Source organism: Actinomycetota bacterium, assembly GCA_030684515.1.
GTDB lineage: Bacteria > Actinomycetota > Actinomycetes > S36-B12 > S36-B12 > UBA11398.
The window spans coordinates 1-12771 of record JAUXVJ010000027.1 but is presented as its reverse complement, the minus strand read 5'-3'; the positions used below and the strand labels follow the sequence as shown (position 1 = coordinate 12771).

Genomic DNA, 12771 nt, shown 5'->3' with positions numbered 1-12771 from the left:
GTCACGTTAGTTCCGACGCGCCTGAACTAGTGGCGTGCGCGCATTCCGATGAGCTTGTCGATTGCTAGGAAGACGAATCCCAGAAGGATTCCGAAGATCACGACGCCGAGCAGATTGATGGTGACTGTTCCGTAGCCATGCGCACCAACATCGATGAAGCCGTACGGGTAGGAGTCAATGATTGCCCCGCGTACAAGGGTGTAGGTCACCCAGATGAAAGGGATGATCAAGGCGAGGAACACCGTTGCAAGGCGGAAGAGTCCTCGCGGGCCGATCAGGAGAAAGACGAGCACCGTCAGCACTGGAGTGATGTAGTGCTCCAGAGTGTTGGACACGTACTGCCAGCCCTCAAGTTGCACCTCCGGCGCGAGAACGATCGCGAAGATCAAGCCCGTGACGGTGATCATGATCAGCGAGTCCATCCGCAGCACTCGGAAGACTCCAGAGCGGCGCAAGGGATTGATCCACAACAGCGTTGCAACAATCACAACAACGATGTTGCTCCAGATTGTGAAGTAGCTGAAGTAGTCGATCGCACGGCCGACGATGCCGGCAGATCCAGACTCGTTGAAACCGAAGAGGGTTGGCACAGCATTGGTGTTGGGGTAGGAATCAATTACATTCAGAAGAAGCGCGATGGCAAGTCCGAGGAATGCGAGCAAGGCGTTGAGCCCAAAGAGCCAGCGATGCTTGACGGCCCCTGTGGTCACTTCGATTTCAGACATGAAGCGCAGCCTAGGCAGCGCAGCCGCTAAAGACATTCACCGAACCCAAACATTCTTCCCACTACTTTCTGACACAAGTTTGGGAAAGTCAGCGTTACTCCTCGCATGATGCGAGCCAAAGAAGGAGCGGTCATGCCCGATAACGAAGAAGCCCCTACTGACGCAACATCTGAACTTCCACCGGTCCAACCAGCACCGGCAGCAAGCGTCGCACCGCCCGCAACGGCTGCGCCCGCACCGGTTGTCGTGGATCAGCCATCGGGTCACTCGACCACAAAGGTGCTCCTGGCTGCCGGCGCCGGCGCGCTCGTTGTGTTTCTCATCGCTGCCGCAGGCATCGTGGGCTACGCAATTGGCACGCACTCAAATGACGACGGTGGCATGCGTCCGGCTCGGATGGCTCAAATGCAAGAGCACTTTGGCAAGCAGCATGGGCAGCGCGGACAAGACGGTCAGGGCGGACGATTTGGCCCAGGCATGGGTCAGGGTCCGGGCGGGATGATGGATCAACAGCAAGGCGGTTCTCAGAGCTACCCACAAGGTCAGCAGGGAACCATGCCGCAATTCCCCGGCATGCCCGGCCAGCAATCTGGCGGCATGATGGGGCAGTTGCCGTCGCAGTAAACACAGCAGTAATCACCGAAGCAATCACAGCAACTCCAGTTGGGGCCGGTCATTGACCGGCCCCAACTGCTTTGTCCGGCATGCTGAACCTGTATCCAATGGAGGTCGCGCATGAGTAGGACCAAGTCTTCGTCGCTCGCTTTCTGCCTGATCTCCGCAGCGATCCTGTTGTCCAGTTGCGCCCAGGAACCGGCGGGGCAGGAGTCCTCCGTCACCCCGATCTCGACCTCAGCCTGCGATCAGACGGCAATCACTGCTGCCATTCAATCGTTCTATGCATCCACTGAAGCCACCGAATCAACGGGACTGGCTCTGCAATCTGTGTCGAGCGTGGAGTGCGCAGATGACTGGGCGGTGGCGCAGATTGTGGTCGGCGATGGGCAAGGACATGACCTGGCCGACCATGAAGTTGCCCAGCGTGTTGATGGAAAGTGGGCCATCGCTGATCGGATGACGGTGTGTGGCACCTGGAATCCAAAGAAGCCAGCACAAATACCTGACGACGCCGCAATCAATTCGACCCTTTACGCCGCAGCATGTACGACGAATTGAGCACTACTCTCAGTTCTATGCGGACCATGGTTATCGATCACCCACTCGTTGCTCACAAACTCACGAAGCTTCGCGATCAGGACACTTCCTCAGTCACCTTCCGACTGCTCGCCGAAGAACTGGTGACCCTGCTGACCTACGAGGCCTCGCGCTCACTCCTTGTTCACCCGGTAGAGATCGTCACGCCAGTTGCGCCGATGCAGGGCGTTGAGCTAGCCGATCCGCGACCAGTGGTCGTACCGATCCTGCGAGCTGGGCTGGGGATGTTGAGCGGGATGATGAAGTTGATGCCGACTGCTGAAGTTGGTTTCTTGGGCATGGTTCGCAATGAAGCCACTCTTGAGGCCACGACCTATGCCGATCGGCTTCCGCCCGATCTTCACAATCGCCAGGTGTTCGTTCTGGATCCAATGCTGGCAACCGGCGGCACTCTGGTCGCAGCGATTGATCTACTTCTCGCCCGCGGCGCGCGCGATGTCACTGCCATCTGTTTGCTGGCAGCACCCGAGGGGCTGAAGCACGTTGAGGAGACCTTCGCTGATAGCGATGTTGAAGTCACCATCGTCACCGCTGCTCTCGACGACCATCTCAATGAGCACGGCTATATCGTGCCTGGCCTTGGCGATGCGGGCGATCGGCTGTATGGCGTTGTCTAACAGGTGACTGGCTAACGGTTAGCCACCGGCTGAGATTCTGCGCGGACCTGATTCAGTACTTGCGCGGCTTGCGACCAAATCGGCGCTTGAGTTGCTCAATTGGGTCCTTATCTCGGGTGAGTTCAGCTGTGCCCCACACGCTGAGGGTCGTCCACTGAAAGACGTAGGCGACGGAATCCCTGAGCCCTGCGATTCCGTGGCGCCGTTCGCGCTTGGGTTCAATCGGAGCCTTCGGTATGTCTTCCGCGCGCAAAGCCTCATCTTCAGCAGTGACGGGATTGACTGAGCGCATCTCTGCTGGAGTTCCCAAGTTCGCCAATGGATTCGGATCATCGAAACTCGAGTCTGGTGCTGGTTCTGGTAGAGCCATCGTGCTCACCTCTCCTTCAATTTGAGGTTATGCCCCTTTCGTGTCGGAAGCCTCGGCTTCCGGTCGCAGACGCGTCGCAACATGAATGCGAGAAACTCATGCGCAGGTACCATCAACTATGGCTGCACTAATGATCTGGTCGGTGATCGCGCTCGTGGCGGTGATCCTTGAAGTACTGATCTCCGATCTCACCTTCTTGATCCTTGCAATCGCCGCAGCCAGCGGGGGAGCAGCCTCGTTGTTCGGCGCCCCCGTGTGGCTGCAGATTCTGATCTTCGCTGCCGTGGCCCTTCTGGGTCTGCTCGGCGTACGGCCAGCGATGCAGAGGCGACTGGGCTTGGCCAAAGAGTTCAAAACAAATGTTGATGCCATTCCTGGCTCGCGTGCTCGCACTACTGAAATCACCACTGTCGAAGCCGGGCTCATCCGCTTGAACGGGCAATCATGGTCTGCCCGAGTCGACAGGGAAGGCCCGCTCACGGATCCAATTCCAAGCGATGTCGATGTGATCGTCACGCGCATTGACGGCGCAACTGCACTTGTCCAGCCGTTCAACAATTCTTAGAGAGAAGACCTCGTGGATGCAGTACCAGTAGTCGGCGGTGTTATCGGCATGCTCTTTGCGATCTTCGTGCTCATCACGGTGTTCAGATCGATCCGCATTGTCGGACAGGGCACAACCCAGATCATTGAACGCCTTGGTCGCTACAACCGGACGATGACTCCCGGGCTGTCGCTGCTGGTGCCTTTTGTTGATCGCGTTCACCAGAAGATCGATATGCGCGAGCAGGTTGTCTCGTTTCCTCCGCAACCTGTGATCACTCAGGACAATCTGGTGGTGTCCATCGACAGCGTCATCTACTTCACAGTGACTGATCCCCAGAAGGCCGCGTACGAGATGGCCAACCCACTCATGGGTATCGAGCAGCTCACCGTGACCACTTTGCGTAACGTCATCGGTTCCCTGGATCTGGAAGCAACGCTGACCTCGCGCGATGAGATCAACAGCCGACTACGCGCCGTGCTCGATGAGGCCACCGGCCAATGGGGTATCCGCGTCAATCGCGTGGAGCTCAAGGCGATTGATCCGCCAGCGTCGGTTCAAGAGGCCATGGAAAAGCAAATGCGCGCCGAGCGTGAACGTCGGGCAGTGATCTTGACCGCTGAAGGCGAGAAGGGCAGCGCGATTCTCAGCGCCGAAGGCGCGCAGCAGGCAGCGGTCCTGCGGGCCGAAGGTGACAAGCAGGCAGCGATTCTGCGAGCCGAAGGTGAGGCGCAGGCACTCAACACGGTCGTGACGATGATTCACGAAGCCGGTGTCGACCAGACGGTGCTGGCATACCAATACCTCCAGATCCTCCCAGCCATTGCCAATGGCACGGCCAGCAAGGTCTGGGTGCTTCCGGCGGAGCTTTCCAAGGCCATCGGCCTGCTCGGCGAGGCCTTCACTCCAAACTCAGGCTCAGCAGCCGCCAAGCCCACCCAGCCAAATGGAGATTCGACGCCTTCGTAGGGATATTTGTGCTTGGCTGGTGAGCATCAAGCCTGACCCTCGCTAGGCGATATTCCGGAGGTTCCACATGGCCCTGCCAGCAGACACCCAGATAGTTTCCGTCGACGATCACGTGGTCGAGCACCCCCGGGTGTTCCTGGATCGCCTCCCCGCCAAATACGCCGACGTCGCTCCTCGCATCGAGAACATCGAGGGTGCTGATTGGTGGATCTATGAAGGCGAGAAGGCGTCGAACTTCGCGACCAATGCGGTTGCCGGCAAGCCCCACAAGGAGTTCGGTCAGGAGCCGCGCAGCTACTCCGACATGCTGCAAGGCTGCTACGCAATAGATGAGCGCATCAAGGACATGGACATCGAGGGCGTGCATGCCCAGTTGTGCTTCCCGACCTTTGCCGGTTTCGCCGGCAGCGCGCTTGCGCAGTCAAAGGACTTCAAGCTCGCCGAGCTCGTGATTCAGGCGTACAACGACTTCATCATCGACGAGTGGTGCGCGCCGTATCCGGACCGGCAGATTCCGCTGATGATGGTGCCGTACTGGGATGTTGAAGGAACGGTCAAGGAGATCAACCGGACGGCTGCCAAGGGCGCCAAGAGCATCACCTTCCCAGAGCTGCCAGACCGCATTGGTCTGCCCTCCTGGCACACCACGCACTGGGACCCAGTCCTGGCTGCCTGCCAAGAGGCAAACCTCCCGCTCTCGCTCCACTTCGGCAGTGGCGGATTCCCCTTGATCTCAGATGAGGGCCGTTCGAGCAACTTCACCGTCGGCATCTCATTGTTTGGCTTGAACTCGGCAAGCGCGCTGGCTGAGTTGTTGCTCAGCCCGGTATTCCACAAGTTCCCCGGCGTGAAGATGGCACTGTCTGAAGGCGGCGTTGGCTGGATGCCCTACATGCTTGAGCGCATCGACTACGTGTGGGATCGCCACCGCTGGTACAACGACGTGAACCGGGAAGTGAAGCCCTCTGACTTGTTCAAGGATCACGTCTACGGATGCTTCATCGTTGATGAGGCCGGTATCCGCAATCGCGATCTCATCGGTGTTGACAACATCATGTTCGAAAGCGACTACCCGCACTCAGACAGCAACTGGCCGCACACGCGCAAGCTGCTGGAGGCGACGATGACTGATGTGCCTGATGACGAGGCCCAGAAGATCACTGAGTGGAATGCGCGCAAGCTCTACAACTTCCCGCGCAGTTCGTAGAAGTTACCTTCGAACGACAAAGTGAGCCCCAGCCTGGATCTTTAGTGCTGGGGCTCACTTATAGTTGATCGCTAGCGCTTGGCGCTTTCGCTGAGTAGCTTTCGTTCGTGCGGTACTGGTGGGTGAATCAAGGGCAGACGTACCGGAGTGAAGTTCCGGGCGGTTATATGTGGTCGCCCAAGACGAACAACAATGGCGGACGCAGTCAGTACTACCTCAACATGACCATGGTTGATCCTGGAGACGTTGTCCTGTCGTACGCAGGTTCGCAAATCCGAGCGGTCGGGATTGCTGTTAGCACTGCTTTCGAGTCACCGAAGCCTCAGGAATTTGGTAGCGCCGGCGCAGTGTGGGCGGACTTGGGTTGGCGAGTAGAAGTCGACTTCAAAGAACTCGCAAAGTCAGAGCGAGTGCGACCTAAAGATTTCCTGAATGAGTTGCTGCCGTTGCGGCCGGAAAAGTACTCCCCGATCCAAGAGAACGGCAACAGCCTTACCGCGTATTTGTTTGAGATTCCGGAAGCTTTCGCTCATGTGATCTTGAGCAAGGTTGAGTCTGCTGTTGATTATGAATTTGGCCGCACTTTGCAGCGAAATGACCTTGACCTTCGTCGGATCGGCGAGGACAAGCTTGAGCAATTCCTCAAGCGGGCTCCAATCGAGGAAACAGACCGGACTGCACTTATCGCCGCTCGCCGTGGGCAGGGTCGTTTCCGCGAGGGTGTGTCCTTCGTTGAGCCGTCTTGTCGGTTCACTGGGGTTTCAAATCCGCAACTTCTCGTGGCCAGCCATATACAGCCTTGGCATCGATGTCAGACGAATGAGGAGCGACTGGATCGATTCAATGGGTTGATGCTGACTCCCACCTACGATCGCCTCTTTGATCGAGGGTTTGTGACATTTGACCAGCAGAGTCAATTGATCATCTCGCAGCACCTGCCTCGCGACGACATGCAAAAGATTCGTATGGATCCTGACTTCGTCACCGAGCCTTTCCGCCCCGCTCAGTTGAAGTACTTGGAATACCACCGAGAGCACGTATTTCAAGCTGCTTAAACATTCGCGCGATCGGCTCCCAGGTATCCCGGGAATGCCTTGCGGACAAGGCATTGAGCCGATACCCCTCAAAAGATGAGGGAAGGCGGCGAAGTGTCTGAAGCGTCCGTTGAAGACGGGAATCGACCCAGAGTGAAGGTAATGCGTTTGCGCAAGGATGGCGTGTGTTCGTGCGGTTGTTCACTGCCAGTGGGAACACGAGCTGGTTGGGACCGCGTCAAGCGAGTCGTCGTATGCGAGCAGTGCTTGGATCTCGCTCCATTGGATAGCTCGGCGGCCGCAGCGCACAACTCGCAGCCTGAGCTTGGAGCTGCATCGCCTATTACTGCGGAGTCGAGGCCAGAACCAGAAACTGATCTCGATGCGAGTCCTGCAAGCAAGCCCGTGACGGCCTCTGATGCAGGCGCTTCCCTTCGCCGCGAGGCCGACCGTCGTGCGGCTAAGCGAGAGGCGACGGTAAAAGAGCGATTTCCGAGGGTGGGCGGATTACTTCTAGCCATTTCCGGAGAGCCGGCAACAACTCAGTCGCTTCGAGTTGGCGCCGAGGGCGAGCGCAAGGCGGCCGAGCGCATTCTCGGGCGTTGCGGAGAAAGCGTCCTCTTTCTCCTCAATCGTCGGCTTGGGCCTGGCCTACGAAATGGCGATATCGACATGCTGGCTGTAACTGCAGAGGGCATCCACGTAATTGACATTAAGTACTTCAAGGGAGCCAAGGTCGAAGTGCGCAGGTCTGGCGGCTTGTTCACTGCCCGGACTGAGAATTTGTGGATTGGCGGGCGCAACCGGACCAATTTACTGGACTCGATGCGACGGCAACTGGAAGCGGTTGAGTCTGCGTTGGCCTCCATTGATCGATCCTTGAAGATCAACGTCAAAGGTACTTTGTGCTTCGTCGACGCAAACCTTCCCCTGTTGGGAACCCTGCATGTCAGAGGCGTCGAAATCCGAGGATCGAGAGAGATGGGTCGCAAGCTTCGCTCTGCGAAAGGTCTACTCGGTGAGAGTGATCGGCGTTCCATATACGCCCAATTGGCTGAGGCCCTTCCTTCAGCTTGACTGGGATTGGCCCACTGATTTCAGCACAAACGCTTATGTGCCCGTCTACATGCGAAATTGTTGCTGCGTGGGCGCCGCGTGGCTGTGGGCGAGGACGGGGTCGACCCTTCAACGTTCCGTCGTTCAATCGCTTGGAACGCCTGTCTTTCGTCAGCATGAGTGATGTGTTCTGAATCCTGTGGGCATCGAGAGTGCCAATACGATTCGATCGCTAGCATCGGTTCTGGGGTGGTGGTGTGACCAGGAGGAATCCCCATGCAGTAGTCCAGCTTGAAACCAACGTCTCACCTCAACCTGGCGTGCGCGGCTCTGCTGAGAGTTGGCGCATGGGTGGACGCCCTGATCCTTCATCCGGACAATTGCCCTGACACAGAAGGAGGCGCCCGCGTGGGAGCACTTGAGGGCAAGACCGTCGCCATCACGGGAGCAGGTCGCGGTATCGGACGCGCTATTGCTTTGCACTCTGCGACGGAGGGCGCCAATGTCGTGGTTGCTGACTACGGCGTTGGACTCGATGGAACTTCGCCGAAGTCCGAGGTCGCGTCCGCCGTGGTTCGTGAGATCGAGCAACTGGGCGGTTCCGCGATTGCTGTCAGTGAATCAGTCACGTCGATGGCAGGCGCGCAAGCAATCGTTCGATCTGCTGTAGAGGCCTTCGGTGGCCTTGATGGCGTGGTCTGCTGCGCGGGCGTGTTGCGCCACCGACCGTTCTTGGAGATGTCCGAGGACGACTTCTCCTTCGTGGTTGATACACACCTCAAAGGACACTTCACCGTGTTCCGAGCCGCAGCGGAGCAGGCAGTCGCTTCAGCGAGGCCGGTCTCGATGGTCGCGATCTCCTCCGGATACCTCCAAGGAGATCCGGTGCGCGCCAACTACCGCGCTGCGAAGGCAGGCGTTGTGGCGCTGATGAAGAGTGTTGCCATGGCGGGGGAGGGCGGCGCGTTCCGCTGCAACGCCATTGCGCCGATCGCCAACACGCGCATGACAGAAGCGTCGAACATGGTCATGAAGGGAGGGCCAGAGGACATCGCGCCGATGGCCGTCTACCTGATGTCGCAGGCATCGGAGCCGCTGAACGGTCAGATTTTCACCGTCGACGCTGACCGCATCGCAACGTGGCAGGACCCGGTCGAGAATCGCATGGTGTTCGCAGCTTCGCGTTGGACCCAGAGTGAACTAGCAGACCAGGTGCCGTGGCTCTTCGAGGACACTGCCAATCGCATGGTGATGCGAGTTGACGATGCCGACGCTCGCTGAGTCTGAGCTTGGCACTGAAGGACTTGACGCTTGTGTGACAACTCCGTGCTGCCCGTTCTGTCTAAGTTGCCCAGAGTCAAGACGGCGTCGTGACAACTCCTGCATTGAGAAGTTCTCCGACGCGCTGCTCTGAAAGACCAGCCTCAGCGAGAATCGTCAGCGATTCCTCACCGATCTCAAATGATGCAGCAGGGCGTCGACCCTGGGTTGTCGACCAGTCTGAGTAGCCGCGGACGATCGCAGCTCGTCCAAATTGCTTGTGGTGAACGGTGTAGGTCAGATTGTTTGCAAGAGCGAACTGGTCGGTAAAAGACGATTCCCACGACAAGGCCCGGACGGCGTCTAGGCCAATCCCTGACAGCACTGCAAGTACTTGTTCGCTGGTCTTCGTTCGGAGCAACGACTCGAGTTGGTCGGAATCTGTCGCGTTCATCACTTTGAGAAGTGCCTTGCGTTTGTCGTCAGTGTCAGCGTTGATCGCGATCCAGCAGTCCTCGCATGCGTAGAGCCGATGGAAGTCGCTGGGGCCGCGATAGTCGGCCCTGCCAACGGCAGGTGCCGGGCTGTCTTTGTAGGTGGTGAATTCGCTGAACTGCAGGAAGGTCACTGCTAGCGCCAATGAGGTCCCGACGTCTGATCCGACTGAGTGTTGCAGCCTTCGATGCAGACTTGCCAGGGCGCCCACGGCACCCAGGATCCCGGTCGCAGTGTCAACGGTTGGGACACCGGAGTCAGTGGGGTAGCCATCGCCGCCTTGAGCAATGGTCATGCCGCTCCTGGCTTGGAATATGGGATCGAATCCGGGGGAGTCCGCCCAGGCTTCGGCAAGTCCGTAGGCCGAGACGCCCACATGGATGAGCTGATCGTTCGCCTGTCGGAGTGCATCGTCACCCAGACCGATTCGTTCCATCCGTGCTGGGCGCAGGTTCTCTACGAGGATGTCCGTCTCGCGCAGAAGGTCGAGCAAGGTTTGGGCGCCTGCAGGGCTTGGCACGTCCAAGGCCAATCCACGCTTGTAGCGGTTGATGGACAGAAACTGAATCGGGAAGGCTCGGTAGGTGTCCCCTGTGGGCGGCTCCACCCGTATGACGTCAGCGCCGTACTCGGCAAGGACTGACGACACAAAGGGGCCGGCGATGAATGACGCTGCGTCAATGACTTTGATCCCCGCGAGCGGCATCAAGTAGTCGCCTGTGGCGGCTGGGCGAAGTGCGCGACCTCCTTGCCACAGGGGTTCGGGAGAGTTGGGCAGATCAGCTGCGATGGGAAGACGTCCCGGAAGTGGGGCGACTCCATCGATGATGACTGGGGTAGATGGCATGCACACATCGCCAACGTGCGCGTCCTCGTCGAACACGAAGCCACCGTTTGCAGCGACAATGTCGCTCTCAATCCATGCTTCGCGGCTGGTCACTGGAGCGGCGGCCAGCCCGTGCTCAGACAGCAGATTGATCCAGTGGGTGCTCGGTTGCGCGGCGAAGTGTTCCTCCAGGGCGGCGTTGACTTTCGCCAGAGCCTCGGCGCTTGACATCATCTTGTAGAAGTCGCCTTCAACTTCTGGCAGTGCGTAAAGATCCAGCCGGTCGAGGGCATCAAGAGTGCGCAGCACGAGATCTGGCGTGAGAGCAGCGAGATAGAACCATTGCTTGTCACTGCCTTGATAGGAGCGAAAGTTCGGCGCCCGCCCGCCGCCGGAACGGCGAATGGTGGGCTGATCGAGGGTGTTGAAGGTCATCGCGGTCAGGACGGATGACGCAGCATGGAGCCCACTGACTGTTGCGCTGTACCCGTATCCGGTGCGCTCCAATCCATGCAGTCCGGCAAGCGCCGCCGCTGCCGCAAGACCGCCGTGCACTTGTGTCGTGTTGGACACCACCGGAGCTATTGGGCCGTTGGGGGCTCCTGCGTATTGACCCGCTACCCCTCCCGCTGCTGCAACAAGCAGCGGGTCTTCAGCAAGTTCGGCCCACTCGCCTTCGGGACCATAAGGAGGAACCCAGACGTGCACGAAGCTCTTGTCTTTCGGATTGAGCTGGGCTGCTGCAAGCCCAAGTGCCGCAAGCTTCGATGGTGACTCGTCGACAATGAGGATGTCTGATTCGTGCACGTGGACAGCGGCATAGTCGCTTGGCACATTCAGAACCCGCTTGCCCCTATCCCAACTGATGTCGCCGGGCTCGGTCGTGCGAGGGCGCGATGATCCGTCCAAGACGAGCCGGACGACATCTGCGCCGAGATCGGCCAGCAACTGGCCGGCAATGCGAGCCGGACGTGAGTAGCTGACTTCGAGCACCCGCACGCCAAGAAGTGGTAGCGCAGATTTGTTGGATGACGACTGCGGTTCAGCCACGTGTGCTTTGTCCTGTGACGTGCGTGCGAACGATGCTCATTCGAAGCAACTAACAGCACGCGAGGTGAAATGGCAAGGGGATTGCTCGTATGGATGACTTCACACATCCGCAAGGGAACGGCGCCGCACCATCATGTTCAGAGCGATAACCGGTACTCGGGCAATAACTGGCCACTCACGCACGCCTTAGTCCGCGGGTGGATTGAATGCCAAGTGCGTACATCGTGTCGGGCTCATGACGGTAGCCGGATTTCAAGATGATGCTGAAGAGGCTTTCGACAATTCGCACCGGATCGTCCTGCGCATGTCTAAAGCGGCATCGGCGCCGCAGTGCAACTGCCCAGGCCGTGTGCGGTCATCGCTCGCGTGATCTGCAGCTGCTCAGGCAGCACGCGCTCCAGAAGGTCGAACGCCGTACTGCAGTAGGACACCGGCAGGCTCCTGGCACTTAGCACCGACTCGAACCACCGCACGTAGTCGGTGACAATCGAGGAACCCCCAGTGATCGTGGCTGCACTGAGCATCTTCAGCGTGTTGGCAAGGTCCTCACGCGTGGCGCGAACAGCAGCGTCGGATTCGCGCAGGTAAGGCCAGGCTGCCAGCGCCATTGCAGTGGCCTCCTCGACTATTGCCTCTCGATCACGGGAGATGATGCGGATCTCCTCGATCGCGGCAGCAGACCCGGCCGGGCCGCGAGGCTCGCGCCGCGGCGCATCAATGGCCTCAAGCATCAGGTCGGCGCCCGCGGTGAAGGTCGGTGCCCAGGCATCGGCGCCAAGAGCGAGTCCCCAGATACCGCCAGGACCGAATCCGCGGCCACCGCAGATGACGGTCATGCCGAGTGCGCGCACTGCAGTGATCGAACGCCAGGTGCCTGCCAGCGACATCGGCATGGAGCAGGTGATGGCCACGGCGGCGGGTGGATGCTCACCGAGCATCGCTGCCAGGTCCGACGCCGGTACCGACGGTCCGATGAAGACCGGATCCGCACCACGAAGGCGCATGATCTCTGTGGACATGCGCGCTGGCAGCACATGCCACTCACCCTCGCTGCAGGCGACCACAGCACTGCCGAGCGAGCCCTCACGGGGAGCTCCCGGCAGACGCATTGCCGCGTCAGTGACCGCCTGAAGCGCTGACTCTGTGATGCCTGATGCGCGATGTTCGAGTGCTACGGACCACTCGTTGCGCTGCCAGCCCAGACCGATGGCCACCTGGGCTGCGCCAAGCAGGTCGGTGATGATGATCTCTGCCGGTATGCCTGCCTCGAGGATCTGGATGGCGATGTCGATTGCCTCAAGCCTTGCACCTCGGCGAGCAGCATCCAGGTAGTCCGTCAGGTTCTGCTCAGTGACAGATGTTTGGGTCATCGCGTCTCCAGTGGCATTCAAGGCGCCGGATTC

At 59.1% G+C, this 12771-nt stretch carries 13 protein-coding genes; 9 read left to right on the top strand and 4 right to left on the bottom strand.

The features are described from left to right. Positions 1-26: 26 nt before the first annotated feature. Positions 27-725 carry a Pr6Pr family membrane protein gene (locus tag Q8M73_11830; protein MDP2289240.1) on the bottom strand — a complete coding sequence of 233 codons (699 nt, stop codon included), beginning with the start codon at positions 723-725 and terminating at the stop codon, positions 27-29. A gap of 132 nt (positions 726-857) precedes the next feature. Here Q8M73_11830 and Q8M73_11825 point away from each other — a divergent pair, with 132 nt between their 5' ends. The 3 genes from Q8M73_11825 (at position 858) to upp (ending at position 2557) form a co-directional block, all read left to right on the top strand. Continuing rightward, complete coding sequence (locus Q8M73_11825) at positions 858-1349, top strand: hypothetical protein (protein ID MDP2289239.1); 492 nt, start codon at positions 858-860, stop codon at positions 1347-1349. A gap of 111 nt (positions 1350-1460) precedes the next feature. Beyond that, positions 1461-1901, top strand: coding sequence for a hypothetical protein (locus Q8M73_11820; protein MDP2289238.1), 441 nt, complete (start codon positions 1461-1463; stop codon positions 1899-1901). Between the two features lie 17 nt (positions 1902-1918). Next, the gene (gene upp, locus Q8M73_11815; GenBank protein ID MDP2289237.1) at positions 1919-2557 is read left to right on the top strand and encodes a uracil phosphoribosyltransferase; all 639 of its coding nucleotides are present in this window, start codon (positions 1919-1921) and stop codon (positions 2555-2557) included. Positions 2558-2609: 52 nt separating this feature from the next. On the opposite strand, the gene Q8M73_11810 is transcribed toward upp, so the two are convergent. Further along, positions 2610-2927 (bottom strand): hypothetical protein, encoded by a 318-nt coding sequence (locus Q8M73_11810; GenBank protein ID MDP2289236.1) that lies wholly within the window; start codon positions 2925-2927, stop codon positions 2610-2612. Between the two features lie 118 nt (positions 2928-3045). Here Q8M73_11810 and Q8M73_11805 point away from each other — a divergent pair, with 118 nt between their 5' ends. From Q8M73_11805 to Q8M73_11780, 6 genes are all read left to right on the top strand, one after another. After that, the gene (locus tag Q8M73_11805; GenBank protein ID MDP2289235.1) at positions 3046-3492 is read left to right on the top strand and encodes an NfeD family protein; all 447 of its coding nucleotides are present in this window, start codon (positions 3046-3048) and stop codon (positions 3490-3492) included. 48 nt (positions 3493-3540) lie between these two features. Then, on the top strand, positions 3541-4440 hold the full coding sequence (locus Q8M73_11800; GenBank protein MDP2289234.1) for an SPFH domain-containing protein: 900 nt from the start codon (positions 3541-3543) through the stop codon (positions 4438-4440). 67 nt (positions 4441-4507) lie between these two features. Then, positions 4508-5647: an amidohydrolase family protein gene (locus Q8M73_11795; protein MDP2289233.1), complete on the top strand. Its 1140-nt coding sequence runs from the start codon at positions 4508-4510 to the stop codon at positions 5645-5647. A gap of 107 nt (positions 5648-5754) precedes the next feature. After that, positions 5755-6702, top strand: coding sequence for an HNH endonuclease (locus Q8M73_11790; protein MDP2289232.1), 948 nt, complete (start codon positions 5755-5757; stop codon positions 6700-6702). Between the two features lie 384 nt (positions 6703-7086). Next, complete coding sequence (locus Q8M73_11785) at positions 7087-7758, top strand: nuclease-related domain-containing protein (GenBank protein ID MDP2289231.1); 672 nt, start codon at positions 7087-7089, stop codon at positions 7756-7758. 387 nt (positions 7759-8145) lie between these two features. Continuing rightward, positions 8146-9018, top strand: coding sequence for an SDR family oxidoreductase (locus Q8M73_11780; protein MDP2289230.1), 873 nt, complete (start codon positions 8146-8148; stop codon positions 9016-9018). 76 nt (positions 9019-9094) lie between these two features. On the opposite strand, the gene Q8M73_11775 is transcribed toward Q8M73_11780, so the two are convergent. Both Q8M73_11775 and Q8M73_11770 read right to left on the bottom strand, forming a co-directional pair. Next, positions 9095-11368: a CoA transferase gene (locus Q8M73_11775; protein ID MDP2289229.1), complete on the bottom strand. Its 2274-nt coding sequence runs from the start codon at positions 11366-11368 to the stop codon at positions 9095-9097. 308 nt (positions 11369-11676) lie between these two features. Further along, positions 11677-12771, bottom strand: a 1095-nt coding sequence (locus Q8M73_11770) for a B12-binding domain-containing protein (GenBank protein MDP2289228.1), incomplete at its 5' end; no start/stop codon positions are given.